This is a genomic window from Bacillus sp. FJAT-29937 (assembly GCF_001509555.1).
Taxonomy (GTDB): domain Bacteria; phylum Bacillota; class Bacilli; order Bacillales; family Cytobacillaceae; genus Cytobacillus.
In genome coordinates, this window is sequence record NZ_LMAS01000008.1 from 145,266 (window position 1) to 170,344 (window position 25,079).

25 protein-coding genes and 1 pseudogene are annotated in these 25,079 nt (G+C 38.7%); 16 read left to right on the forward strand and 10 right to left on the reverse strand.

Features of this window, described 5'->3' with window-relative positions; all coding sequences use genetic code 11:
• Positions 1-4 precede the first annotated feature (4 nt).
• From AR328_RS17260 to AR328_RS17275, 4 genes are all read left to right on the forward strand, one after another.
• On the forward strand, positions 5-553 hold the full coding sequence (locus tag AR328_RS17260) for an NADPH-dependent FMN reductase (RefSeq protein ID WP_066298699.1): 549 nt from the start codon (positions 5-7) through the stop codon (positions 551-553).
• Between the two features lie 203 nt (positions 554-756).
• The gene (locus AR328_RS17265; RefSeq protein WP_066298701.1) at positions 757-1,545 is read left to right on the forward strand and encodes a hypothetical protein; all 789 of its coding nucleotides are present in this window, start codon (positions 757-759) and stop codon (positions 1,543-1,545) included.
• 5 nt (positions 1,546-1,550) lie between these two features.
• Positions 1,551-2,015 carry a hypothetical protein gene (locus tag AR328_RS17270; protein ID WP_066298933.1) on the forward strand — a complete coding sequence of 155 codons (465 nt, stop codon included), beginning with the start codon at positions 1,551-1,553 and terminating at the stop codon, positions 2,013-2,015.
• 97 nt (positions 2,016-2,112) lie between these two features.
• Complete coding sequence (locus tag AR328_RS17275) at positions 2,113-2,484, forward strand: hypothetical protein (RefSeq protein WP_066298703.1); 372 nt, start codon at positions 2,113-2,115, stop codon at positions 2,482-2,484.
• 55 nt (positions 2,485-2,539) lie between these two features.
• Here AR328_RS17275 and guaC read toward each other — a convergent pair whose 3' ends face one another.
• Positions 2,540-3,523, reverse strand: coding sequence for a GMP reductase (gene guaC / locus AR328_RS17280; protein WP_066298708.1), 984 nt, complete (start codon positions 3,521-3,523; stop codon positions 2,540-2,542).
• 338 nt (positions 3,524-3,861) lie between these two features.
• On the opposite strand from guaC, the gene cyoE reads away from it, so the two are divergent.
• The gene (cyoE, locus tag AR328_RS17285; RefSeq protein WP_066298711.1) at positions 3,862-4,764 is read left to right on the forward strand and encodes a heme o synthase; all 903 of its coding nucleotides are present in this window, start codon (positions 3,862-3,864) and stop codon (positions 4,762-4,764) included.
• A 74-nt stretch (positions 4,765-4,838) separates the two neighbouring features.
• On the opposite strand, the gene AR328_RS17290 is transcribed toward cyoE, so the two are convergent.
• Both AR328_RS17290 and AR328_RS22345 read right to left on the reverse strand, forming a co-directional pair.
• Complete coding sequence (locus AR328_RS17290; RefSeq protein WP_231734976.1) at positions 4,839-5,189, reverse strand: VWA domain-containing protein; 351 nt, start codon at positions 5,187-5,189, stop codon at positions 4,839-4,841.
• Positions 5,190-5,527: 338 nt separating this feature from the next.
• Positions 5,528-5,777 (reverse strand): annotated as a pseudogene (locus AR328_RS22345) (DbpA RNA binding domain-containing protein); the annotation flags it as partial.
• Positions 5,778-6,089: 312 nt separating this feature from the next.
• On the opposite strand from AR328_RS22345, the gene AR328_RS17295 reads away from it, so the two are divergent.
• Both AR328_RS17295 and AR328_RS17300 read left to right on the forward strand, forming a co-directional pair.
• Positions 6,090-7,121, forward strand: a complete 1,032-nt coding sequence (locus AR328_RS17295) for a fatty acid desaturase (RefSeq protein WP_066298721.1) — start codon at positions 6,090-6,092, stop codon at positions 7,119-7,121.
• A gap of 68 nt (positions 7,122-7,189) precedes the next feature.
• Positions 7,190-7,735: a response regulator gene (locus AR328_RS17300; protein ID WP_066298729.1), complete on the forward strand. Its 546-nt coding sequence runs from the start codon at positions 7,190-7,192 to the stop codon at positions 7,733-7,735.
• 100 nt (positions 7,736-7,835) lie between these two features.
• On the opposite strand, the gene AR328_RS17305 is transcribed toward AR328_RS17300, so the two are convergent.
• Positions 7,836-8,195 (reverse strand): DUF1360 domain-containing protein, encoded by a 360-nt coding sequence (locus AR328_RS17305; protein ID WP_066298942.1) that lies wholly within the window; start codon positions 8,193-8,195, stop codon positions 7,836-7,838.
• Positions 8,196-8,651: 456 nt separating this feature from the next.
• Between AR328_RS17305 and AR328_RS17310 the strand changes: the two genes are divergently transcribed.
• The 4 genes from AR328_RS17310 (at position 8,652) to AR328_RS17325 (ending at position 12,703) form a co-directional block, all read left to right on the forward strand.
• Complete coding sequence (locus tag AR328_RS17310; RefSeq protein ID WP_066298731.1) at positions 8,652-9,425, forward strand: enoyl-CoA hydratase-related protein; 774 nt, start codon at positions 8,652-8,654, stop codon at positions 9,423-9,425.
• Between the two features lie 141 nt (positions 9,426-9,566).
• Positions 9,567-10,457: a 3-hydroxyacyl-CoA dehydrogenase gene (locus tag AR328_RS17315; protein WP_066298733.1), complete on the forward strand. Its 891-nt coding sequence runs from the start codon at positions 9,567-9,569 to the stop codon at positions 10,455-10,457.
• Positions 10,435-11,640, forward strand: a complete 1,206-nt coding sequence (locus AR328_RS17320; protein ID WP_066298735.1) for an acetyl-CoA C-acyltransferase — start codon at positions 10,435-10,437, stop codon at positions 11,638-11,640. Before AR328_RS17315 ends, AR328_RS17320 begins: the two co-directional genes overlap by 23 nt.
• Before the next feature lie 100 nt (positions 11,641-11,740).
• Positions 11,741-12,703: an NAD(P)H-dependent flavin oxidoreductase gene (locus tag AR328_RS17325; RefSeq protein ID WP_066298944.1), complete on the forward strand. Its 963-nt coding sequence runs from the start codon at positions 11,741-11,743 to the stop codon at positions 12,701-12,703.
• Positions 12,704-13,226: 523 nt separating this feature from the next.
• On the opposite strand, the gene ltaE is transcribed toward AR328_RS17325, so the two are convergent.
• Positions 13,227-14,270 carry a low-specificity L-threonine aldolase gene (ltaE, locus tag AR328_RS17330; protein WP_066298738.1) on the reverse strand — a complete coding sequence of 348 codons (1,044 nt, stop codon included), beginning with the start codon at positions 14,268-14,270 and terminating at the stop codon, positions 13,227-13,229.
• 142 nt (positions 14,271-14,412) lie between these two features.
• On the opposite strand from ltaE, the gene AR328_RS17335 reads away from it, so the two are divergent.
• Positions 14,413-15,636 carry an MDR family MFS transporter gene (locus AR328_RS17335; RefSeq protein WP_066298740.1) on the forward strand — a complete coding sequence of 408 codons (1,224 nt, stop codon included), beginning with the start codon at positions 14,413-14,415 and terminating at the stop codon, positions 15,634-15,636.
• A gap of 73 nt (positions 15,637-15,709) precedes the next feature.
• Here the strand turns inward: AR328_RS17335 and AR328_RS17340 are convergent, their stop codons facing one another.
• Both AR328_RS17340 and AR328_RS17345 read right to left on the reverse strand, forming a co-directional pair.
• Complete coding sequence (locus tag AR328_RS17340; RefSeq protein WP_231734979.1) at positions 15,710-16,690, reverse strand: sensor histidine kinase; 981 nt, start codon at positions 16,688-16,690, stop codon at positions 15,710-15,712.
• A gap of 13 nt (positions 16,691-16,703) precedes the next feature.
• Positions 16,704-17,405 carry a LytR/AlgR family response regulator transcription factor gene (locus AR328_RS17345; RefSeq protein ID WP_066298743.1) on the reverse strand — a complete coding sequence of 234 codons (702 nt, stop codon included), beginning with the start codon at positions 17,403-17,405 and terminating at the stop codon, positions 16,704-16,706.
• A gap of 190 nt (positions 17,406-17,595) precedes the next feature.
• Between AR328_RS17345 and AR328_RS17350 the strand changes: the two genes are divergently transcribed.
• Together AR328_RS17350 and AR328_RS17355 are read left to right on the forward strand one after the other, a co-directional pair.
• A complete protein-coding gene (locus AR328_RS17350; protein ID WP_066298745.1) occupies positions 17,596-18,348 on the forward strand; it encodes an ATP-binding cassette domain-containing protein in 753 nt (250 codons plus the stop codon).
• Positions 18,338-19,495: an ABC transporter permease gene (locus AR328_RS17355; protein ID WP_066298754.1), complete on the forward strand. Its 1,158-nt coding sequence runs from the start codon at positions 18,338-18,340 to the stop codon at positions 19,493-19,495. The genes AR328_RS17350 and AR328_RS17355 overlap by 11 nt, the downstream gene beginning before the upstream one ends.
• 200 nt (positions 19,496-19,695) lie before the next feature.
• Here the strand turns inward: AR328_RS17355 and AR328_RS17360 are convergent, their stop codons facing one another.
• From AR328_RS17360 to AR328_RS17370, 3 genes are all read right to left on the reverse strand, one after another.
• A complete protein-coding gene (locus tag AR328_RS17360; protein ID WP_082677292.1) occupies positions 19,696-21,126 on the reverse strand; it encodes a Na+/H+ antiporter NhaC family protein in 1,431 nt (476 codons plus the stop codon).
• Positions 21,127-21,716: 590 nt separating this feature from the next.
• A complete protein-coding gene (locus tag AR328_RS17365) occupies positions 21,717-22,019 on the reverse strand; it encodes a DUF5634 family protein (protein WP_066298756.1) in 303 nt (100 codons plus the stop codon).
• Between the two features lie 78 nt (positions 22,020-22,097).
• Complete coding sequence (locus AR328_RS17370) at positions 22,098-22,856, reverse strand: AAA family ATPase (protein WP_066298759.1); 759 nt, start codon at positions 22,854-22,856, stop codon at positions 22,098-22,100.
• Between the two features lie 113 nt (positions 22,857-22,969).
• Here AR328_RS17370 and AR328_RS17375 point away from each other — a divergent pair, with 113 nt between their 5' ends.
• Entirely contained in the window at positions 22,970-23,842 is an 873-nt protein-coding gene (locus AR328_RS17375) for an ROK family protein (RefSeq protein WP_066298957.1), read from the forward strand.
• A 186-nt stretch (positions 23,843-24,028) separates the two neighbouring features.
• The gene (locus tag AR328_RS17380; protein ID WP_066298762.1) at positions 24,029-24,979 is read left to right on the forward strand and encodes an SDR family NAD(P)-dependent oxidoreductase; all 951 of its coding nucleotides are present in this window, start codon (positions 24,029-24,031) and stop codon (positions 24,977-24,979) included.
• Positions 24,980-25,079 lie beyond the last annotated feature (100 nt).

The following is a 25,079-nucleotide window of genomic DNA, read 5'->3' on the forward strand; positions in this document are numbered from 1 at the left end:
ACTCATGAAAATCGTTACAATCGTTGGAAGTATCCGTAAGAACTCTCTAAATAGGCAGCTCGCAGAGTCTATGAAGGAACGTTATATTCATAAAATGGATATGTACATTCCTGACATCGGTAGTCTGCCTCATTATGACCAAGATGAAGAAAACAATCCGCCGCTAGCAGTAAAGGAATTTAAAGAGGAAATCGCAAGTGCAGATGGGGTTATCATCATTACTCCAGAATATAATTGGTCGGTTCCTGGTGTTTTAAAGAACGCTTTGGATTGGGCTTCTAGAGTGGACAAGGTTTTCATTGGTAAACCAGTAATGACATTAGGGGCAACTCCAGGAATGCTCGGTACCATTCGTGCACAATTGCATTTACGTGAAATTCTATCAGCGCCTGGTATTCAAGCAAAAATAATCCCTCCAGGTGGAAACGAAGTACTGATTGGTCTTGCAAATCAGAAATTCGATGAGCAGACAGGACGCCTTGTAGATGAAGGGACTCTTAATTTCTTAGATGAAAAGATAGACAAATTTATTGAATTTGTAAAGGCGAACTAAGGAAAGGTTTTTTTCATACAGTCGTCCGGCAGACAGAATATGTTAATTAAAATCAAGAAACCGAGGAGCTCTATTCATATAGGGCTCTTTAACTTTTAAAATCATAATTTCCTTTTTATTGGGAATCATATTCCTTACAAATTAAATCATTCAAAGATGAGCGTATAAGATACATGGAAGAAGGGAGGCTCCGGCCAAGTTCTATGGACATTTATTCCAATGATAATACAGCCAGACGTTATATTGCTCATGTTAGCATATTTGGCACTTCCCAAATCCATTTGAGAAATCCGTATATCATTGCTTGGTGGTCTGCTGCATTTCCAGGATTTGGACATCTCCTTTTAGCTAAATATCATAGAGGGTATATATTATTTATTTGGGAGATTATTGTTAACATTAATGCTCATGTAAATCTGGCCATGGTTTATTCATTTCAAGGGAATATCTTCATGGCTAAAGAGGTTCTAGATACAAGGTGGTTATTAATGTATATTCCTGTATACCTGTTTGCTATCTGGGATAGTTATCGTTCAACGGTTGATTTGAATACTATTTATATTTTAGCTGATCATGAAGACCATCGTTTTAACACGTTTAGTATTGGAGCATTTGGAATGAATTACTTAGATAAAAGGAGCCCAGTTTTCGCTATAATATGGTCGCTATTTGCCCCAGGTCTTGGACAGCTTTATGTGCATAGGACCATAACAGCCTTTTTTCTCATTTTTTGGAATGTGATTTTCTTATATTTTTCGCATGCTCTTGAGGCAGTTTCTCTCCTTTTTTTAGGGGAAATTCAAGAATCGACATCCGTAATAAATTCAGAATGGCTACTTTTCTTTCCGTCAATTTATGGGTTTGCCGCTTATGATTCTTATGTAAATACAGTCGAAAATAATAAGCTTTATGAAAAGACGCAAAGAAAATATTTAAAGGATCATTATCAAGCACCTGGCTTTCAAATATTAAAGGGACAAAAAGTGAAGTGATGTTAATGCAGCTGTTTGCAACCTTTGACAGCAATGATTATTTAGAAGTAGCCATCTCCCAAGTTGAGAAAAAAGGGATAAAAAAAGAATGCATATTTGCGATCCCGCTCAATAATAGAATGGAGGATCGCAAACTTTTTGATTTGCTTCATCGTTCAGATGGTATCACGCTGATAGATATTGGGATGGCACTTGCAACAGCATTTTCCGTTATTGGGGCGAGTATTGGGTTTAAATTATCATTGGGACCTATTTATTGGGGGTTAATTGGCGCTGTTTTTGGGTTTGCTCTAGGGGTTGCTATTAGACTTTTTATTGAATTTGTTATGAAGAAAAAGCGCAGAACCTATAAAGGAAAACATTCTGAAATTATTCTAATCATTGATTGTGAAGACACACAAGCTGAACTTATAGAAAGTATTTTATGGAATCACTTTGCGCTGGGAGTCGCAAAGGTTAAGAGTGGATAAATATATTTTAAAAGGATACGTGAAATAATTTTTCAGTTTTATTAAAAGCTCCTCATTCATAAACTCTTCTTAATCAATGAGATAAGGAGAGGGGAAAATGAAATTGAATGTGGAAATGCAAAAAGCAAACATGTTGGCTAAACAAATCGTTGCATTTATTACATATGTTCGTAAAAACTATGATAGTAAGAACTATATTTACCCTAATCCCGACAAATTGTATCAAATTAAACTGCTTATAGATGAGTTTAGGTTCCAAATCATTGCCGAGGAACTCCTAAGAATTAATCGTTTTTCATGGGATGAAAAGTACACCTGCTATTTAGTGGATGAATTTAAGAAGGGGCTAAATATAATGGAGGAATATGTGAGAAAAAATTATGATGATTTATTCATCTTATCGGCAAGACTTTATACATTAAATAACCTTAGCCGAATCACTCAACAAAATAATATGAAAGAAGCCTGACTCTAGCTTTGATAAAGGAGTCAGGCTTCTTAATTTAATGACTATTTTAGCGGCATTAATAAACGCGATCACCATTAAAAATAGAGTTCTTAACAATAACATAGTCAACGTTTCGAATGGAGCTTAGTTTGCTTCCTCCAGAATACGAAATGGAAGACTGGAGATCCTGCTCCATTTCCGTTAATGTCTCTTGTAAAGGACCTTTGTATTCAACAAACATCTTTTTGCCTTCTACATTTTTCTTTTCGCCTTTTTGGAATTCGGAAGCAGAGCCGAAGTATTCCTTGAAAAGCTTTCCGTCTTTCTCGATCGTTTCACCTGGTGATTCTTCATGACCAGCAAATAACGAACCAATCATCACCATTGTTGCACCGAATCTAACGGATTTAGCGATGTCTCCATGTGTACGAATGCCGCCATCAGCAATAATCGGCTTGCTGGCCGCTTTTGCACACCAGCGTAATGCAGCTAATTGCCAGCCGCCAGTTCCAAAGCCGGTTTTGATCTTCGTAATACATACTTTACCTGGTCCAATCCCAACCTTTGTTGCGTCTGCACCAGCATTTTCTAATTCCCTAACAGCTTCTGGTGTACCAACATTTCCTGCGATCACAAAGCTGTTCGGCAAGTGCTTTTTAATATGTTGAATGATATTGATTACAGCATTAGAGTGGCCGTGTGCAATATCAATTGTGATAAATTCTGGGATAAGCTCAGCTTGTGCTAATTCCTCAATGAATCCATATTCCTCTTCCTTAACACCAACGCTAATAGATGCAATTAATCCACGAGCCTTCATATCCTTTATAAAAGAAACTCGTTTTTCCGGATTAAATCGGTGCATGATATAAAAGTAACCGTTTTCAGCCAGGTAAATAGCGATCTTCTCGTCAATAATCGTTTGCATATTTGCAGGAACGACAGGCAGTTTAAATGTATGTCCTCCTAAAGTTACGGTTGTATCACATTCAGAACGGCTATTTACAATACATTTTGCGGGAATCAATTGAATATCTTCATAATCAAATACGTTTTCCATATTACACACCCCTAAAAACGAATATTAAAGTAAGGACACCTATCGAATGTTCGTCCATATAGTAATTTACATGATTGCTATTTGAATGTCAAAGTTTTTTATTATTATTTCCTATGATATTAATAAAAATTAAAAACACTTATTTTTGATAGAGAAAATAATTATCATTCGCAGAAACTTCTAGGTGAGGATGCTTTTTAGCAAATTGTGTAGAATTTTGTTTAAAGCATTTCAATTTTGTAACGTATCTGTGTTAATATTAGATGGGCCTCTTTATAAAACGCATAAGAGGAGTTGTCTATCATTTTTTGAACTATGTCATGGGGGGAGGATATTAGATGAGTAAGGATAGAACACCTTCTCCGCAAAAGTCTTTCTTATCTGACCTAAGGTCACTTTTCAAAGCGAATGTATTAATAGCCAATGTTCTGCCGGTCTTTACCGGATTCTGGTTAGCATTGTACTTTTCAAATGAATCCTTTATGGAGCATGTACCGTTATTTTTACTGACTATGGTTGGCAGTACGTTTGTAATGGCAGGAGCACTTATTATTAATAATTGGTATGATGTGGATATTGATAGGGTAATGGATAGGACGAAAAATCGCCCGACTGTAACAGGCCATTTTTCTTTAAAGGCTGTTTTAATTATGGGGATTGCCTTTTCCATTTTAGGATTCCTCATACTCTTTTTTACAACTCTTGAAGCTGCCTTTTATGCATTTATCGGATGGTTTACTTATGTCATTTTGTACACGATGTGGTCCAAACGAAGATTTACTCTGAATACTGTCATTGGAAGTATCTCGGGGGCTGTTTCTCCTTTAATTGGATGGGCAGCGATAACGTCTGGCATGCATATCATTCCAATTGTATTGTTTCTGATTTTATTTATTTTTCAAATGCCGCATACGTTTGCCATCGCCATGAGAAAACATGATGAGTATAAAGCGGCGAATGTCGCGATGCTGCCAGTTGTTCATGGCTTTTCGATGACGAAGCGGCAAATCCTTGTCTATGTAGCATGCTTATTGCCGCTGCCATTTTATTTAGCTCCGCTCGGTACAGTGTTCCTAGTCGTTGCTACCTTGCTTAATATTGCATGGCTAGTGATTAGTATAAGGGGATTTTTTGTGAAGGATGATCAGAAGTGGGCTCGGGTTATGTTTCTGTATTCAGTAAATTATATTGCCACTTTGTATTTACTGATGGTTGTCGTAACCTTGCCGATATTTGAATAACATATTTTAAAAAGGGAAGCATGGCCAATCGTGAGCCGAGTTTCCCTTTTTTGCTTTTCAGAAAAATATTATTATCAGCGAATTCTGCTTGTTTCTCTAAGAATTAACCCATTATCAGAAGCAGCCCGAACCCAACCAGGATACTCGGCCATAAGCAAATCATATAACTCATGATCGGAAATCATTTGTGGATCTTCCACACTGAAGAAGTTAGCATTATCCAAATATCGTCCTGTTAAGTTATCTAACTCCTCCAGGAATGAAAAATCGGACTGAAACGCTCTAAGAAATCCTCTTGGCTTTGTCCCTTTATTGGATTTTCCGATTGCCATGAACTGCCAGAAGATTGGTTCGTAAGATGAGCTTTGAATATGAATGACTGCTTTTTCATTGCTGAAATCGGATCCTTGAAAAGAATATTCCATGATTGGCTGTCCATTTGCTTTTACGACAAAAGATCCCGAAGAAATCATCCCCATCTTTAAGAAATGGTATTATTTGTATTGTATAATAAAATCGCTCAACATGAACGCTGTTTTTATTGGAACCCACCGAAACTTTCATCATGAGGCTTCAGAGTACGCTTTTACATAGGAGTTTACACAAATCGCTCGTCCATGATCACCTTTGAAAAGGGAAATAGTATTTGGATGATGCGATGTGGAATAAAATTACAATACAGGAAATGAATAGAGGTTTCTAAGATAAAGGACAATTATTTTTGTTAATAATCGTCCTTTATGTCTTTAATTATTTAATTGCTTTACAAAACTTTTAATTTATTTCCTTTGACTGTTGTATTCTCCATTGCTTGTAAAACTAGTGCGCCTTTTCCGTTAAGAATATCAACATATGACAGATGATCCTTGACCGTAATAATACCAATATCATTTGCTGTGACTCCAGGGATTTTTGCAATCGTTCCAACGAAATCTACAGCACGAATTCTTTTTGTTTTTTCCGCCGCTGAAATGAAGTTTCATGATATCTTGGTTTATTCGGGCAGTTTTATTCTCCTAAAGGATTACTATATGCATGATGTGAATATGGTTCATTATACGTGAAATACAGAACAAGTTGGATTTTATTTTTAAAAAACAACTGGTTTTCATTAAGCAGCTGTCATGGGAAGGTTGGTCCGTTAAGTGCGAAATGGCGGCTTTTCTTGTTTATATTCCGTGAAAGTGTTTTGCAGAATTTATCTTTAAGTCTATCTTGTACATGACGTTTGTCATGCCTTGTAGGTGACACCTGCTACTAACAACTCCAAATCCCTTCCTTTATAATTAAAATTAACAAAGGATTCAAGGAAGGAATTTAAATAAATGACCTTACAAAACACGAAGAATTTGAGAAAACAAGTAGCTCCATTTGAAAAATCAACGACAAAAGAAAGTGTATGGCAGCTCATCAATACGGTCGTTCCATTTATTACATTATGGTATCTTGCCTATTTAAGCCTGTCCGTATCATATTGGCTGGCATTAGTGCCCATTGTGTTTGCGGCTGGTTTTTTAACGAGAATTTTCATTATCTTTCATGATTGCACCCATCATTCCTTTTTTAAAGATCGCCGTGCCAATCGAATAGTTGGAACAGCAATGGGTGTTTTGACAATCTTTCCTTTTGATCAATGGGGGCATGAGCACTCCGTTCATCACGCAACAAGCGGGAACTTAGATAAACGCGGGACAGGAGATATTTGGACGCTAACTGTAGATGAATATTTAGCGGCACCGCTTAGACTTCGTTTAGCATACCGTTTTTACCGTAATCCATTCGTTATGTTCGGATTAGGACCTATTTATGTATTCCTCCTTAAAAATAGATTTAACCGTAAAGGTGCCAAAAAGAAGGAGCGTATGAACACATATTTAACGAATGCTCTTATTGCTGCTTTAGTAGGATTGCTCTGCTGGGCAGTAGGCTGGCAGTCATTCCTTCTCGTTCAAGGATCGATTTTCCTGCTTTCTGGTTCAGTAGGCATTTGGCTGTTTTATGTACAGCATACGTTTGAGGACTCTTATTTTGAAGAAGATAAAGATTGGGAATATGTAAAAGCCGCAGTGGAAGGAAGCTCCTTTTACAAGCTTCCAAAACTTATGCAATTCTTAACTGGAAATATTGGGTTTCACCATGTTCATCATTTAAGCCCAAGGGTTCCAAATTATAAACTGGAAAAGGCACACAATAATACGCCTCCTTTACAAAACGTTCCAACGATCTCTCTTGCAACAAGTTTGAAGTCACTGCGATTCCGTCTATGGGATGAGAAAAACAAGAATTTCGTTAGTTTTAAAGAAGTTAAAGCTTTAGTTGAAAAGAGAGTTTCCGTTCAAGTAAAACCTGAATTATAACTTTAGCTGGCTCCCAAATTCTAGGGAGCTTTTGTTTAATGGTGCATATAGATAAGGGGAGAACGTAAATGATTCGAATTGTCATTGCTGAGGATCAGGAAATGCTGTTAGGGGTTATAGGTTCGCTTCTAAATATGGAAAGTGACATGGAAGTGGTCGGTCGGGCAAGGAATGGAGAAGAGACCCTTACCCTTGTACAACAATTGCAGCCCGATGTTTGTATTATGGACATAGACATGCCCGGAATGAGCAAACTTGAGGTAGTAGATGCCTGCATGACAACAGGGTGTAAGGTAATTATTTTATCAACCTTTGCAAAAACAGGCTATTCTAAAGGTGCCCTGAAAGCGGGTGTCAGAGGTTATTTATTGAAGGACACCCCAAGCGAGGAGTTAATCGCCTCGATACACAGCATTATGAAAGGGGAATACATCTACTCCTCCGAGCTACTGGATAAGGATTCTAGAGAGAACGAACAAGGAATAGAAATGTTTGAACGGTTGACAGGTTGTCAAATCATAAATGAAGGCTCTGATCAAAAAAGCCACAAAATTGTATCCGTCAGAAGCTTTTTTTCCACAATCATGGATAAAATGAAGTTGCCGGCAGGATAGGTATTAATAGAGAATATTCAAAGTCCAATCCCTCAGTATACTAAAGTATTTCTGTACTGGGGGATTGGACTTTGTTTTTCAATCCCGGGGTCAGTCTTCTCTAATTGGAATTTGAATTATGTTTTATTCGCTCATTATACAATTCAGTTCTTTTAATATTTACCCCAACAAACGTTTCCAAGATGGCTTGTCCACCTGCAATGGAGAGGATGAAAATAATAAATTTAGCAAAGGAGGGAAGAAAAAGATAACTTGTACAGAGCAGGATTGCAGACCAAATTCCTGTGCACCAATAACAGGTTAAAAGGTAACCAATCATGGATTTTGGCACCTTTTTGAATTCATGGTCGGGAGTTTCCTTTTTCGTTAAAAAAAGATTTCTTAAAGGTTCTGCAATTTTATCAAAAACGATTAAATGGGTTAAACGATAACTTGCTAAAATAATCATCATAAAAGCCATCCATGATATATCCAATAGGTAATCCTCCTAAATGTTCCTATTTTTATTATCACCGGATAGTATCCATATTATGTTAAGAATTATTAGAGGATATTATTCAGTCTAAAGGGGTAAGTGTAACGGGTATTTAAGTCGGGAAAAAAGTTTTCCTATAAATGTCTGAATATATTTACAATTCATATAACGATAAACTACAATAGCGTTATAAAGGTGTAATATAATTAATCATTTCCTATAGATTTAGTAGGAGGAGCAGAAATGGCCAATCTTACAATGGTGGCTAAAAAGAGAAACTAGAACAATTTATCAGGCGGAATGAGGCAGGGGATAAGATCGAAGCAACGTTTTGAAGGAATCGAGGCAAAAGCTTCACAAAGAGCTGTTCAATGTAAGTGTTTTGGAGGAAGTGAGGAAAGAAAGAAAACTGAATTATAAAGGAAAATAGGGGGGAATTGCATGTTTGAAACGATCCGTTATGACGTTAAAGATGGAGTTGCCTGGCTTTACTTAAATAGGCCAGACAAACTTAACGCGTTTACCGCGCAAATGAACCGTGAAATAAAAGACGCCGTAAGAAGCGCTTCAAAGGACGATATGGTACGCTGCATAGTTATTACAGGCGAGGGCCGGGCGTTCTGTTCCGGCCAAGATTTATCAGAAGTCGATGAAAAAATGGATCATGGCGATGTGCTAAGAAACCATTACGGCCCGATGGTTAAACAATTGAGACAATGTGAAAAGCCGATTATCGCAGCAGTAAATGGAGTAGCTGCTGGAGCAGGATTTTCCCTTGCACTTGCATGTGATTTTAGACTAGTTTCAGAGAAAGCCAGTTTCGTAAATGCTTTCATTCATGTAGGGCTCATTCCTGACTCTGGCAATCTCTATTTTCTAAGTCAGCTTGTTGGTCATGCAAAGGCGGCAGAGCTCGCTATATTGGGAGAAAAAGTGCCCGCAGAGGAGGCCGTTCATATTGGTCTTGCAAATCGGATGATTCCAGTGGAGGCTTTCGAGGTAGAGGTAAGCAGCTTTGCTTCACGCCTAGCATCTATGCCAACGAAGGCCATAAGTTTAATTAAACGCTCACTGAAAGCAGCTTCCTCACTTTCCTTTGAAGACTATCTTGAGCACGAAGCGCAAGGTCAGAGAGCGGCCGGTTTAACAGCTGATCACCGCGCGGGCATTAAAGCATTTTTGCAAAAAAGAAAGCCTATTTTTTCAGGAAAATAATAAGGTAAGTTACACAAGTAATGCTGGCAGAGTAAGTAGTTTTATTCTAAGTGGAAATTAGCACAGGCGAATTAGTTAAGATAGACAGCGAAATAAGGTTATCTTTCCATACTCATTTAATGCATAAGGAGGAGAATCGATATGATCACCCGCATTGTGGTTGTAGGCTCCGGGGTAATGGGCAGAGGCATTGCCTATGTTGGAGCAGTTGGCGGATATTCAGTCACATTAGTAGACATTAATGAATCAGCTTTGCAAAATGCCAAGCAGGAAATTGGCTCGATTTTTGAAAAAGGCCTGTTACGGGGGAAAATTTCTCCAGAAGAAGCAGTAAAAGCCCGTGCTAATTTAAGCTATGAAAGTAACTTGTCTAAAGCAGCTTCATTTGCTGATTTAATCATTGAAGCTGTTCCTGAAATAGCAGCAATCAAAAAACAAGTGTTTGAAATAATGGAAGAACATGCATCCGAAAGCTGCATATTTGCTACTAATACATCCACAATGAGTCCAACAGAGATTGCTTCTTATGCAAAACGGCCAGAAAAAACAATCGCGATGCATTTCTTCAATCCTGTACATAAAATGCCTCTCGTAGAAATTGTCCGCGGCTTGGAAACGAGTGAGGAAACAGCAAATGTCATCAGGGAAGTAGCTGTCAAAATGGGGAAAGAAACTGCCGTAATTAATGAATTCCCAGGATTCGTAACGAGCCGGATTAGTGCCCTTGTCGGCAACGAAGCGTTTTATATGCTTCAGGAGGGACTTGGAACACCTGAAGAAATTGATAAAGCGATTAAACTTGGCTTGAACTATCCGATGGGGCCATTTGAACTCGTTGACCTTGTGGGCCTTGATGTCCGTTTAAACAACCTGAAATACTTACATGAAAAGCTTGGCGAAAAATACCGCCCGGCACCACTTCTAGAACAGTACGTCAAAGCAGGACGTCTAGGTCGAAAAAGCGGAAAAGGTGTTTATGATTATACTAATAAGGAAGAGATGGTAAAAAATGAGAGAAGTAGTCATTATTGATGCTGTCCGTACACCGATAGGCAAATATAAAGGAGCTTTAAAAGATGTAAGACCAGATGACCTAGGTGCTATTGTTATTAAGGCACTTATCGAAAGAAACCCTAAACTTCCCCTAGAAGAAATTGAAGAGGTTATTTTTGGCAACGCGAATCAGGCCGGGGAAGATAACCGAAACGTAGCGCGAATGTCTGCTTTGCTTGCGGGCCTCCCAGTGGAAGTCGGCGGTACGACGATCAACCGCCTGTGCGGTTCTGGCTTGGATGCGGTTTTGTATGCAGCAAGATCCATTGCTGTAGGCGAAGGTGATATTTTTATCGCGGGTGGAACAGAGAGTATGACTCGTGCACCGCTCGTGATGGCAAAGCCTTATCAAGACTTTCCGCGCGGCAATATGGAATTGCAGGATACAACGATTGGCTGGCGCTTTACGAATCCGAAGCTGAAAGAAATGTACGGTACAGATTCCATGCCGCAAACGGCTGAAAATGTCGCACAGCGTTATAATATTTCACGAAGAGACCAGGATCAATTTGCCTTTGAAAGCCAGCAGCGTGCGAAAAAGGCGATGGAGGAAAATCGTTTCTCAGAGGAAATTGTCCCTGTTATTTATAAAGATCGTAAAGGAAATGAAATTATTGTAAATACAGACGAGCATCCACGCCCAGATTCTACACTGGAAAAGCTCGGCAAACTCAGACCGCTCTTTGAAGGCGGTACAGTAACTGCTGGCAATGCTTCAGGTGTAAATGACGGAGCCTCAGCCCTGCTATTGATGAGTTCTGAAAAAGCAAAAGAATTGTGCCTGAGGCAGCTTGCGAAATATGTGACAGGGGCGACAGCCGGACTTGAGCCCGCCGTTATGGGACTTGGTCCGATTTATGCATCAAGAAAAGCGCTTGAACGGGCAGGATTGACAGTAGATGATTTGGGACTAGTCGAATTGAATGAGGCGTTTGCATCTCAATCACTTGAATGTATTCGTCAGTTGGGACTTGATCAAAGTAAGGTGAACGTTAACGGGGGAGCAATTGCTTTCGGACATCCGCTTGGCGCAAGCGGTGCTCGCATTTTAACGACACTTCTTTATGAAATGAAGAAACGTGATGAAAAATATGGCCTTGCGACAATGTGTATCGGTGTTGGCCAGGGAATTGCTGCTATTGTTGAGAATGTTAATAAATAGTCCTATTTATTGAACAACATCATCAAACAGGCTGTCCAGAACCGCCCATTAAAGGCAGGCGTTGGGCAGTCTTTTTATAGAGAAAGGATGAAGGATAATGATGAAATCTGTTTGTGAATTGCTTCAAATCAAATATCCGATTATCCAGGGTGGAATGGGTAATATCAGCAATGCGCAGCTGACAGCAGCTGTTTGCGAAGCAGGAGGTCTTGGGACAATTGGCTGCGGCACAATGGCACCAAATGAAGTAGAAAAAATTATTCTTGAAACGAAGCAGCGAACGAATAAACCTTTTGCTGTAAATATCGCTGTTAGTGTATCTCCTTATACGAAGGAGCTAATTGAACTCGTGATTAATCACCGTATTCCAGTCGTATCCCTATCAGCAGGAAACCCGGCACCTTTCATTCCAATGCTTCATGGGCATGGTGTGAATGTAATTGCTCTCGTTGCATCAGTAAAGCATGCCAAAAAAGCTGAAGCAGCTGGAGCGGATATTTTAGTAGCGGAGGGCTATGAAGCCGCAGGGATTAATTCTAGTCTGGAATTAACAACATTTACGCTTATTCCGCAAATTGTGAAGCATGTGAACATACCAGTATTGGCAGCTGGGGGAATCGGAGACGGCAAAGGCCTAGCGGCGGCACTGATGCTTGGCGCAAGCGGAGTGCAAATGGGTACTAGACTAATCGCGACAAAAGAAGCACCATTTCACGATTTATATAAACAGAATCTTGTTAACGCAGGCGACACAGAAACGATGATTTTTGGCCGCAGTGTTGGTCAGGTCAGAAGAATTTTAAAAACACCATACGCGAAGACTCTTCATGATCGGGAAAAAGAGGGAATGACATTAGAGGAATATACAGAATGGACATCAGAAGAAAAACATATTAAAGGTGCGATTGAAGGCGATATGGAAAAAGGATTTATTAATAGCGGCCAGGTTGCGGGGTTGATCGAGGATGTTCCTAGTGTGAAGGAACTGCTTGATGGCATGATGGGGGAGGCTGAAAGACGGATTAAAGGTTTGGCACTAAAATTTGAAGGCGCATCGAAATGAAAAATAGAAGTTTTGATCTTATGTTGGATAAGTTGTAGAGGTCATAGCGTGTGGTGCTGGCTACATCTGTTAATTACTCCTGCCATGACGTGTTCATAGTGCGTGTTTTGATTCACTCTTGTGTAAAACGCTAACTATGAGGTGTTCATAGTGCGTGTTTTCATCCACTCTTGTGTAAAACGCAAACTATGACGTGTTCATAGTGCGTGTTTTCATCCATTCTTGTGTAAAACGCTAACTATGAAGTGTTCATAGTGAGTGTTTTCATCCACTCTTGTGTAAAACGCTAGTTATGAAGCGTTCATAGTGCGTGTTTTGAGCCACTCCTGTTTAAAACGCAAACTATGACGTGTTCATAGTGCGTGTTTTCATCCATTCTTGTGTAAAACGCTAACCATGAAGTGTTCATGTTACGTGTTTCTGGCTTCTACTATTAAAAATGCTTACTATGAAGAGGACAACAACACCCGCATGGCTAATATGAATAGGCCTGTCCCCGAACAATAGGGGACAGGCCGTATTTTTAGATTTTTATATATGAATTTGCAATTGACTTAACAGTTTCAACCGCTTTCTCGACATCATCATTTGTAATGCCCCTATGTGTAACAAATCTGATTCGAGTTGGACCTGAAGAAGTTGCTAATATCTCATGACTCCTTAATTGGTTAATAAATTCCTCCGAGTCCATTCCTAGTCGATCAATATCCACCATGATAATATTGGTTTCCACACTATCTAAATCGATGTCAATTCCGTCAATTAGGGATAGTCCATTAGCAAGGGCTTTTGCATGAATATGGTCTTCTTTCAAACGGTCAATCATTTCTTCTAGAGCCACAATTCCTGCTGCACCAATGATACCTGCCTGACGGTTTCCGCCTCCGAGCATTTTTCTCCACTTTCTGGATCTTTCGATAAACTCCTTTGTTCCTGCTAATAGTGAACCCATTGGAGCACTAAGCCCTTTAGATAAACAAAACTGAACGGAGTCTGCATATTTGGCCATTTCTTTAGGATGAACATTTAAACGAGTAGCTGCATTGAATAATCTTGCCCCGTCTAAATGGATGGGAATCTGATACTCTCTTGAAAGCTGATAAACCTCTTGCATATAACTAAGCGGCAATACCCGCCCGCCTGAAAATGCATGAGAATTCTCTAAGCAAATTAAGCTAGTTCTTGGAAAGTGAATGTCATTCCCGCGAATGGCTTTCTTTATTTCAGATAAAGGCATTTGCCCATTTATCCCTTTAATTGTCTTCGCCTGTACCCCTGCGATGGTTGCGAGGCCGCCAGTTTCATAGTAAAAAATATGGGAGTTCTCCTCTAAAATAACCTCATCTCCTCGCTGTGTATGGGTCAATACTGCTACCTGATTTCCCTGTGTTCCACTTGTGACAAATAAAGCGGCTTCTTTTCCGAGTAAGTCTGCCGCTATTTGCTCTAAACGATTGATAGTAGGATCATCACGATATACATCATCCCCAACCTCGGCATTGCGCATTGCATCTCTCATCTTTTCAGTAGGCATTGTAACAGTATCACTTCTTAAATCTATCGGCATTGTGTTTCCTCCTCTAAATTTCTCTATAATGTAATTTAAGCATAAAGTTTGCATAGAAACTATCATACTCATTAAATATTGCCATAATCTTCTTAAAAGGCTAGAATAGATTCACTATTGAAAATAGATTTGAGGAAACAATATGACAGCACTTAAAAATTTGCATCCACTTGTATGGAATATTGTCATTGGAACGGTTTTCGGAAGAATGGCAACCTCCATGAGCATTCCGTTTCTGGCTATTTATTTAACAAATGTAAAAGGGGTATCACCTACTCAAACAGGGCTGATTATTGCAGTAAGTTCACTGGTCGGGATCGCAACGAGCTTTTTTGGCGGCTATTTTTCCGATCGATATGGCAGAAAAAAAGTTTTATTAGTTTCCATTTTTCTATGGGCTTTTGTTTTTATTGGCTTTGGCTTAGTGGAAGCGGTTTGGGGCTTCTTTCTTATGAATGCGCTAAATGGATTCTGCCGTTCTATTTTTGAACCGGCATCAAGAGCCTTGCTGGCGGATTTAACAGAACCGAAAAATCGACTGCTTATTTTTAACCTTCGCTATACTGCGATTAATGTCGGTGTGATTTTCGGTCCGCTCCTTGGATTTTACTTAGGTTCATCTAAATCGACCTTCGCCTTTTTTATTGCGGCTGGTGTGTATGCCATATACGGATTATCACTCCTGCTAACCTATCAAAGGACATCAATTAAAACAGGAATAAAAGAAAATGAGAACGCTGGTAATCGTGTCAAGTTAATCGAAGCATTGAGGATTACCAAATCAGATACCATTTTATTATGGTCGTTAATTGGTTTTATTTTGGCGATTACTGGATATTCCCAATTGTCGTCTACTTTGCCTCAATTCCTGTCGAACACTTCTCTCGTTGAAAATGGAGCTAAGACGTTTTCGATTTTATTAGCGCTAAATGCGCTTACTGTCATTTCTATCCAGTATCCGCTATTATCGATTGGAAAAAAATATTCGCCTTTAACATCCATCATGTTGGGCAGTATCATGATCAGCTTAGGTTTAATTGGCTTTGGTTTAGCTAGAGGAATGTTTGCGTGGATTATTGTCATGATTATTTTTACTGCTGGAGAAGTGTTAATGTTCAGCATGACAGATCTATTCATGGATAATATTGCAAAGCCACATTTGCGGGGCACGTATTTCGGGGCGATGGGGTTTACACAGATTGGAAATGTTATCGGGCCGGCACTTGGAGGATTTCTGCTCGATACATATGGGTATGACAAACCGAAGCTTGTTTTTGGATTGCTGTGCTTATCCTCCTTACTGGCAATCCCCATACTGCTAGGGGTGATGGGGAAAATGAAGAATCAAGTATCTCGTGAAACATAGAGAAACAAAAAAATCACGCCCTGACTTTATTATGAAGGAGGGGCGTGACTTTTTTTGAAAGAATTTTTAAATCCTATTGAATAGCTGGTAATTTTATTTTCACTGTAAATTCTTGATCTTTATACACAAAATCGAGAAATCCTTGATGGTCTTTGACAATATCATGGATGATTTTTGTTCCTAAGCCTTCATGATCACCTGTTTTGGTTGTCTTTCCATATGTCTGAAATAATTCATCTAATATATTTGCAGGGATTGGGAGACTATTATTTTTACAAATTAATAGATACAACCCGCTTCTTTTATAAAATTGCAATGTAATACAAGCTTGTTCCTTATGATTCTTTTGCCACTCTGAACTAGCATCTATACTATTCGTTAAAAGATTGCCAATTAATGCGACCACATGCTGATCAGAAAGGGGTAATGTTGATAAAGGCAAATCGAAATCGTAGACAACTTCAATGCCAGAAGCTTTTGCTTGCCGGTATAATTTATGCAGAACCCCAGCAATTACACCGTGTTCTCCTTTGATGGATAAATTCGTCTCTTCATACCCATCAACTAATTTATCAAGATAGCTCTTAGCCTCAATAGGCTTTCCATCCTCCAGCAAATAGTGGATCGCAGAAACATGCTTTAAAAAGTCATGTCTCTCACTCCGTACGAGACGAAATGTTTCATTGAATTGGTTATTCTGTTCTTCAAACACCTTGAGCTTTGTAGTAAATGATGTCTTCTCGTTTGCCCAAAAAACTCGCAAGCTTTCAATCCCGATAAAAATAAAAAATGGAATGAGATAGATCCATGAAGGTTTAACCATTACATATATCAAAATGAGCAATGCCTGCATGAAAAAAAGGACAGAATTCCATATATGGCTTAATACAGAAACCTTGATAGGGATTTTTTTATATAAAAAATAGATTAGACCAGTTATAAGGAAGCAAGTAATGAAAATTGGAATTTGTAAAGGGAGATTCAGCAGCAGTGAGTGCAAGTGAACAATCCCCAGCAAAGCCATGATCCCCCAATAAGTTTTGTTCAGTTTCAACTTTTTTCCACCTTTAAAAATAATATTGCTGTAAAAAATCTACCTTCTCCTTTGTAATCATCGCTTGTTCCTCAATGCCTTCAAAGGTGACAATATAGGAATTCTTTGCGTAGAGGGAGAAGTTCAGCACATAGTGAATATTGATGATAAACGATCGGTGTGAGCGGATGAAATCCCGTTCTCGGAGTTCGCCCTCCAATTCATTCAGCGTTTGGTATGTTTTGATCTGTCCAGATTTCGTATAGATCGTAGTAGACCTTCCGGATCTTTCTATAAAAATAATATCCTTCTTTTGAATAATATGAATATTATTTTTCTGTTTGATATAAAGCCGTCCATTGATCTCGGCAGACTTTGTTTTCTCCTTGAGCCGTTCAATTGATTGGATCAGACGTTCCTTCGGGTATGGCTTCAAAATATAGTCATGTACATTAATTTCAAAGGCATGAACAGCATAACCGCTATTTCCGGTAACAAAAATGACTGAAATATTCAGGGCGTGTGAATGAATAATATCTGCCAGTTCATACCCCGATAGGTCTGGCATCTCAATATCGGCAACTAATAAATCAATTGCTTCTTTTTTAATATGTTCATAGGCTTCTTCTGCAGATGTGGTGGAGAAGATAATATCCACACCCTCAATACCTGAAATGATGCCATGTAATTTATCTAAGTCAATTTTTCGATCATCTACAAGTCCAATCTTCATAATGAACTCCTTTACGAATTCAAGCTCTGCTCATCCTCACAAGTGAGTCTGCTTTCATTATTTTACCATTCTTAATAGGGAATTTGTCATTTTCGCGACACGATATGGAATATTCGCGACATAAGTGTAGATTCCCTTTTTGTTTCCTTGTATGATAAATACAAGAAATGAAACAGACGGAGTGATGAAAACGATGATTCAAATTCATGAAGTGACAAAACAATTTAAGGATAAGAAGAAATATGTAACGGCTTTAAAGCATGTTTCCTTTAACGTTTCTAAGGGAGAAGTACTAGGGCTGCTAGGTGAGAATGGCGCAGGAAAAACAACCCTCCTTCGGACAATTGCTACATTGCTTACTCCTACAGAAGGCCGTGTAACTGTAGGGGAATATGATACAGTAAAAAATCCAAATGAAATTAAGAAACGAATCGGCGTGCTTTTTGGAGGGGAAACAGGGCTGTATGACCGGCTGACTGCTCGTGAAAATCTTGAATACTTTGCAAGTCTTTACGGCCTAGGAAAGCATGAAACAAAAGTACGGATTGATGACCTGACGAAAATGTTTGGCATGAGGGATTATCTCGATCGAAAGGTTGGCGGGTTCTCTAAAGGAATGCGGCAAAAGGTAGCTATCGCCAGAACGCTAATTCACAATCCTGAAATCATATTATTCGATGAACCAACAACTGGATTAGATATTACTTCATCCAATGTTTTCCGTCAGCTTGTCCATCAGCTTAAGCGTGAAGGAAAAACGATTGTTTTTTCCAGCCATATTATGGAGGAAGTTTCGCTGCTTTGTGATTCGGTTGCGATGGTGCATAAAGGAGAACTAGTATACAACGGTAATCTTGAAGCCCTTTATCAATCTGAAGGAAGCCGAGATCTTAATTATATTTTTATGAGCAAGCTTGTTAGAGGAGGAAACCACTATGCTTCGTAAAATTTACTTTAAAGAATTAAAGGACTGCTTCCGTGACAGTAGAACTTTATTATTAACGGTATTGCTGCCAATTATTATGATGACTGGAATGACCTTTTTCTATGAAAAATTAATATCTAGTGATGAAGGCAAGACATATATGCTGGCTGTAGATCAATCGTTTGGTGTAGAAGAGGAGAGTCTATTTACTGGATATGGCAATATTGAATTTGTTAAATCAGCAAATCCTGAAGAGATTCTAAATGAGGGCGGGGCTTTAGCTGCTCTTGATCTAAGTCCTAATTTTATGAGCAGTATTGCGAACGGAGAGGAAGCTTCTGTAACGATAATTGGCAATTCCTTTAGCCAGAATTCCTCGAATTTGATGAATCTAGTAAATACCGCCTTAACAGCTTACGAAAAATCGGTCACTTCAGAACGATTGGAGAAGCTAGGAACAGAATCTTCGGTCATTCAGCCATTTGCTATCAATGAAAAGGAAATGTCTACAGAGGATCCTAATATTAACTTAATTGCAATGCTCATTCCATTAATTTTATCGATTGCGATTGGGGTCGGAGCCGGTCCAGCTGCTTCAGATTTATTTGCTGGCGAGAAAGAAAGAAAAACAATGGAAGCTCTATTAATGACACCAGTCAACCGTGCAACACTGCTTTTTGCAAAATGGCTAACCATTGCAACTGTTGGAGCAATAACCGGAATTATCACTCTAATTGTCGTAGCGTTAGAAATTGGCTTGTTAACTGAAAATCTGAAAAAGGCTGTCACTTTTGGAGATAACGCAGGAATCATCATCGGCTTGGCTATCCTAACCTCAATTATTTATGCCATGTTCAATGCATCAATCCTTATGATTACAAGCATTATTGGAAAAACGGTAAAGGAATCGCAAAGCTACAGTACGCCTGTTATGATGCTGGCAATTATTCCAACGATGGTTATATCCGGAATTGGAATTAATGAATTAGGCTTTGAGCATTTCGCAATCCCAATCATGAATCTTTTCAGTATATTAAAGGAATTAGTTTTCGGTATTGTTAATATAGAACATATATTAATAACGATTGCAAGCAACGTGATTTGTATGATTGTACTCTTTATTATTGGAAGAATCTTATTCATGAAGGATAAGTGGGTTATGAATTAATGAATATAAAGGGACGGTTCCTATTCTTACTTGATGGAACGGTCTCTTTCTTTGTCATCAATCCCATCATATTAGATCCGCACAAGTGGAAAATGCGAAGGGAACGGTCATCAATAGCCTGTAATGATGCCCGTTCACGTTCAAAAAAGTCAATCACGGTCATCAATCGACTTCAATGTTAGCCCCACCAGCCATTTTTTTCATGAGACAAATAAACCACTTACCAAATACAGCACAATTGCTATAGCCCCGCCAATCACAGAAACCTTCAATTTATAGCGGGCATAGTCGACAAGAGAGAGGTCGAGAATGGATGCAGTCGTAATGGTTGTATCGCCAAGCGGCGAGGTAATTGCGCCAAATGCCCCGCTGGCAAATACAGCCCCTACGGTCAAAGGGATAGATGCCCCGGTGGAAACGGCTAAGGTGATTCCCAGAGGCATAAATAATCCCCAAGTTCCCCACGATGACCCTATAAAATAGCCGACTATCGATCCGATCAAAAATATCGTTGCGGGGGTCATAAAGGCAGGTAAAATGGTTCCTAATGTTGATCCAATAAATTCTGAAAAGCCAAGATCTTCTGCCGACAAAGTCAATGCCCAAATCAAAATAAGGAGACTGATGGCCTGCATCATTTGATTCCCTCCATCGTAAAAGTGATACAGGACTTCACTCAATTTTTGTCTCCTAATCATATAAAAGGTGAAGGTTAAAATAAGTGTAATAAAAACTGCCAAAAGCATGACAAACGTGGCATCTGCCATGGAAAATGCTTCGAAAATGGTTTTGGCCCCGAGGGAAGTTCCGTTTTGCCATAATAGAAATAACGATAATGCCAGCAAGATAAAGACAGGGAAGATTAAATGCCACGGCTGTGCTTTTACTAAAGACAGTTCCTTTTTGATGCCCATTCGATGGAATTCATGTTCTTCATGCTCACTATTTTCCTGATTCGCTGTTGCGTGGGGATTCATCATTTTTTTAGAAGGCGGCAAAAAGGTTTGGATAATTCCGATGACTAACATGCTGATGGCATAAAAATTAAATAAAATGCTTAGTAAAAATATTTGATAGGGTGACATTCCTAAGTCTAAACCTTGGATTCCCCCGGCCACTAAAGAGACCATAAATCCGACAAAGGCTGTGGCTACTGGTAATAAGACGATTACGGACTCTGTCGATATATCTAGTGTCATGCCCACCTTTTGCCTTGAAAGATTCATTTTGTTAATGAGAGATTTAACAATCGGTCCAATCATCATAATCCGAAACATTGGCATCATAAACGTAAACGGAAGGGTCAGCCAAATAAGCCCAAGCAGCCCACGCTCGGTCTTTATACGTTTTCCAATCCACTCTGAAAAGCCTTTAATGCCTCCTGCAATATTCATCATTCCAATCAGACCGCCAAATAAATATAAAAACCCGACAATCTTAATATTTGTATCGTTAGATAAAGTTTTGACGACATAGGAAATCGCCTGCTGAGTACCGGCTAATATGTCAGATGATACTAGGATTGCTCCAACCAGAAGCCCAACAACAAGTCCCGGCAGAATGTCTTTTAACCATATGGACATGGAAATGACGATGATAAATGGTAATAAAGATAGCCAAGCGTGCTCCAAAAAGGTTCCTCCCCTTAGCCTGTTTCTATTTAAACGATAGAGATATACATAAAGCTCAAGTTACTCATTCACAAGCTAGTATTGCCAAATCCAGCTGGTGATTATTACTAATGGTCTTAAGAGACCCCTTAAAAAAATGAAAAAACCGGCAAGGAGTTTTGGTTCTCCATTACCGATTTTTTCGTTTTCATATTTTATTCTCTTACGCCTATGGAGGACTTAAGTTGGTGTATTCTAATGTCTTACGTCTACTAGGGTATTAATGTTGCATGGAATAGGTGAAATGAAATTTAATATTGCGTTAAGTGGACATACGTTCCGTTAATTGGTGTAAAAGCGGTGAATTTCACGTTTTAGTCGGACGTGCGTTCCGTTATTTTGTTAAAATGATTCATTTTTACGTGATTTTTATTAATTAACGTACTCAGTGTCCGGTCACACCTCCCAAATAGCGTTATTTATGAAAATAACGTCCTCGGTTTCCGCAAAAAGTTAAAACTTTTGCGAATGCGAGCTTGAACTGAACAAGACATGTATAGACACGCATGGATTTCATTATTAGCCATGCGTTTTTGAAGAGACTACTTCAATTAGATATTACGAAACACACTTTCTAAATCATCATAACCACGCTGATCCTCCAAACTAGGATTATCAGATTCAAGTGTCCACTCATCATTTTCTTGTGCTAATTCACCTTGATCATTTTTAAGATAAGGGCTATGAATATGGAACGTTTTCCCGTCTTTATTTACAGTGTATCCTAGGTAGTACCGATCACCTTCACCATGCTCCTCAAAAATACCAATATCATCAATACCATACTTTTCGATATAAGATTGAAACGGCTGCTGTAATTCATTAATTATTTTTTCTCGTGGTAAAAATTCCATTGAAATTTGCTCCTTCCAATTAATCCTATACTTAATATGGCATTATTGAGGTCTTTTCATTAAAAATAATTCTCCGCCTTAATCGTTCAGTAAATGATGAAGGATTCTTTCTCTGTTCTCAAAAAACTGTTTCATCATTCGGTAATGTCCCGTTTCTTCAAGATCTGTTTCTTTTGCACCATCCTCGGTAAATTCTATAATGGTGGCATTCGGATAAGACATGATGATGGGTGAATGAGTGGCAATTATGAACTGGGAATTCTGACGGACTAATTCGTGAATTCTCGCCAGCATGGATAATTGTCTTAGTGGGGATAATGCTGCTTCCGGTTCATCCATGATGTAAATGCCATTTCCCAAAAACCGATTCATAAAGGTAGCCCAAAATGATTCTCCGTGTGACTGTTGATGAAGTGACACACCTCCAAATGAATCGATAACCCGGGGGGCTGATCCAAATTCTCTGTCCATTTCCTCAATATTAGATGCTACATTATAGAAGGTCTCTGCTCTAAGGAAGAACCCATCACTCGGTTTTACGACTCCTTTCACTAACCTAATATACTGATCTAATTCTGAATGGGAATCATAAGTGGAAAAATTGAAATTAAATGAACCACCTTCCGGATTAAAGCCAGCAGCAACCGCAATCGCCTCTAATAAAGTCGATTTCCCCATGCCGTTATCACCCACAAAATAAGTTACGTTCGGATGAAAGGAAAGTTCATCCAGCGTTTGAATGCTAGGTAAATTAAATGGGAAATTGTTAAAGGAGGGGATATGATCACGTTTCAGTTTAATCCCTCTTAAATAATCATTTTCTATAAAATTGTCCATTCCTATTTCTCCTAAGATTTGATTTTGTTTTATTTTAGCAAACAATTGGAAATTATTCCTGTAATGAATAGTAAAATGTAATAGAAGAGGTTAAACAAAAAGGGATGAATGAAATGAAAATTCTAGTTTTAGACATTGGAGGTACCTTTATTAAGGCAGGGGTATGTGATCAAAATGGGCATCTGGATATTGTAAAGGAATATGAAACGAAGCTGCAGAACGGGGAAAAGAATCTAGTGGAAAAACTAATTCAAATTATTTCCGAATATCATGGCTATGAGGCAATCGGAATAAGCATGGCGGGGCTAGTGAATAGTGAAGAAGGATATATTTATGAAAATGGAAATATTCCGGACCTCGCTCGGATTAGACTGACTGAAATATTGCAAAATCAATTCAAAGTTCAAGTTAAGCTTGATAATGATGTCAATGCCGCTGCTCTTGGCGAAAAATATTATGGTGCTGGCAAGGGATTAGAGGATTTTCTTTGCTTGACCTATGGAACTGGGATTGGCGGGGCCATTGTAATAGGATCCAAGCTATATAAGGGACATAAAGGAATCGCGGCTGAATTTGGCCATATGATTACACATCCACTTGGAAATCAATGCTCCTGCGGGCGGTTGGGATGCTATGAAACTTATGCTTCTACTTCTGCATTAGTGAAGGAAGCGAGTAAACTCAATCGTACATACGTAAGCGGGAGAATTATTTTTGCTAAGGAAAATCAAGAGGATGCTGAGCTTGAAAAAGTCATTCAGAATTGGATATTTGAAATTGCCCTTGGCCTGACTTCCCTTATTCATATTTTTAATCCCCCGGTAATTATCCTTGGGGGTGGAGTAATGGAACAGGAAAAACTAGTTGAGCTGGTTTCTTTGAAGGTAAAAGAATTAATCAGGGATAGTTATTCAGATGTGAAAATAGTAAAAGCATCACTTGGAAATAAGGCAGGGATGCTTGGTGCATCCGCGCTTTATTTGTGAGGGGTAGCTCTCCTTTCAAAAGACAAAGATGGGCGTTAGATTAAAAATCTATCAGTTTATTTATCTAAAAATAATTGTTGCATTCTTTTGAAAAATTGAATAATATCTATATGTTTCTGTCGCACAAATACGCAATTCGGGAAATTTAGCAGTTGAAAATTAGGAATTTATAAAAGGGGGAAAGACATGAAGGACAGAATCGTTATTATTACAGGTGCCAATTCAGGAATAGGGAAGGCAGCTGCACACAAGTTTGCACTAGAAGGGTATCATGTAATCATGGCTTGCCGTAATCTCATGATTAGCAAATCAGTACAAAAAGAAATTATGGAGGTTTCGAACAATACTAACGTAGATTTGATGGAGCTTGATGTTTCATCTTTCGATTCTATTCGGAATTTTTGCTCGGAATTTAAAGCCCAATACCCGCGCCTGGACATTTTGATACATAACGCAGCCTATTTAAAGCATGGGGAAAAAGAGTATAAACTAAGTCCAGAGAACATAGAATTGTCTTTTGCTACGAACACATTTGGTCCATTTTTGATGACACATTTATTAACTGACCATCTGAAAAAATCGGAAGATCCGAGAATTCTTCATGCGTGCACGACTAACATCAAAAATTTCTTCGATCCAAAAAGGAAAATTGACTTTGAAAATCTGCGCGGTGAATATAAAGACACAAAGCCATTCAATGCTTATAAGATGTACGGAGACTCCAAAATGGCACTATTGATCCTAACCTTCAAAATGGCAGAGGAATTAAAAAGCGAGGGGATTAAAGTCAATGCCCTCCAAATCAACCGAGTAAAACTATCAAAAGAGACCATTCAAAAAATGCATTCCTTTTGGAAGGTGTTTGCTTGGGTACAAAATCTGACGAATCCTTTACCATCGGGCATGGCAGATACTTATTTTCATATTTGTACCTCTGATGAATTTAAGGACGTTAGCGGGAAGCTTATTAACCATAAGCGAGAACTTGTCCAGCCATCCGTCAACGAAAAAGGCATCGAGCAATTGAAAAACATCTTTGGCTCTGGGACTTATCCGAGCTATGCGACAGATTCTCAAAATGTTGAGAAACTATGGAAGATGTCTACTATGTTGACTGAAGGGCAAATAATAGATTAAAAAGAAAGAGGGTGGGACAAAACCCTCCTCTGAAATAAAAAGCCAGTGGAATTTTACACCAAGTAAAATTTCACTGGCTTTGCTTATTTTTTTTCAATAA

Coding starts and splice junctions, on each gene's coding strand:
- cyoE (WP_066298711.1), top strand. CDS start 3,862: ATGAGTAAGGATAGAACACCTTCTCCGCAAAAGTCTTTCTTATCTGAC.
- AR328_RS17365 (WP_066298756.1), bottom strand. CDS start 22,019: ATGGAATTTTTACCACGAGAAAAAATAATTAATGAATTACAGCAGCCG.
- AR328_RS17320 (WP_066298735.1), top strand. CDS start 10,435: ATGAGAGAAGTAGTCATTATTGATGCTGTCCGTACACCGATAGGCAAA.
- AR328_RS17290 (WP_231734976.1), bottom strand. CDS start 5,189: ATGGAATATTCTTTTCAAGGATCCGATTTCAGCAATGAAAAAGCAGTC.
- AR328_RS17325 (WP_066298944.1), top strand. CDS start 11,741: ATGAAATCTGTTTGTGAATTGCTTCAAATCAAATATCCGATTATCCAG.
- AR328_RS17350 (WP_066298745.1), top strand. CDS start 17,596: ATGATTCAAATTCATGAAGTGACAAAACAATTTAAGGATAAGAAGAAA.
- AR328_RS17305 (WP_066298942.1), bottom strand. CDS start 8,195: ATGGCTTTTATGATGATTATTTTAGCAAGTTATCGTTTAACCCATTTA.
- ltaE (WP_066298738.1), bottom strand. CDS start 14,270: ATGCCGATAGATTTAAGAAGTGATACTGTTACAATGCCTACTGAAAAG.
- AR328_RS17375 (WP_066298957.1), top strand. CDS start 22,970: ATGAAAATTCTAGTTTTAGACATTGGAGGTACCTTTATTAAGGCAGGG.
- AR328_RS17275 (WP_066298703.1), top strand. CDS start 2,113: ATGAAATTGAATGTGGAAATGCAAAAAGCAAACATGTTGGCTAAACAA.
- AR328_RS17295 (WP_066298721.1), top strand. CDS start 6,090: ATGACCTTACAAAACACGAAGAATTTGAGAAAACAAGTAGCTCCATTT.
- AR328_RS17315 (WP_066298733.1), top strand. CDS start 9,567: ATGATCACCCGCATTGTGGTTGTAGGCTCCGGGGTAATGGGCAGAGGC.
- AR328_RS17355 (WP_066298754.1), top strand. CDS start 18,338: ATGCTTCGTAAAATTTACTTTAAAGAATTAAAGGACTGCTTCCGTGAC.
- AR328_RS17380 (WP_066298762.1), top strand. CDS start 24,029: ATGAAGGACAGAATCGTTATTATTACAGGTGCCAATTCAGGAATAGGG.
- guaC (WP_066298708.1), bottom strand. CDS start 3,523: ATGGAAAACGTATTTGATTATGAAGATATTCAATTGATTCCCGCAAAA.
- AR328_RS17310 (WP_066298731.1), top strand. CDS start 8,652: ATGTTTGAAACGATCCGTTATGACGTTAAAGATGGAGTTGCCTGGCTT.
- AR328_RS17300 (WP_066298729.1), top strand. CDS start 7,190: ATGATTCGAATTGTCATTGCTGAGGATCAGGAAATGCTGTTAGGGGTT.
- AR328_RS17270 (WP_066298933.1), top strand. CDS start 1,551: ATGCAGCTGTTTGCAACCTTTGACAGCAATGATTATTTAGAAGTAGCC.
- AR328_RS17370 (WP_066298759.1), bottom strand. CDS start 22,856: ATGGACAATTTTATAGAAAATGATTATTTAAGAGGGATTAAACTGAAA.
- AR328_RS17260 (WP_066298699.1), top strand. CDS start 5: ATGAAAATCGTTACAATCGTTGGAAGTATCCGTAAGAACTCTCTAAAT.
- AR328_RS17265 (WP_066298701.1), top strand. CDS start 757: ATGGACATTTATTCCAATGATAATACAGCCAGACGTTATATTGCTCAT.
- AR328_RS17335 (WP_066298740.1), top strand. CDS start 14,413: ATGACAGCACTTAAAAATTTGCATCCACTTGTATGGAATATTGTCATT.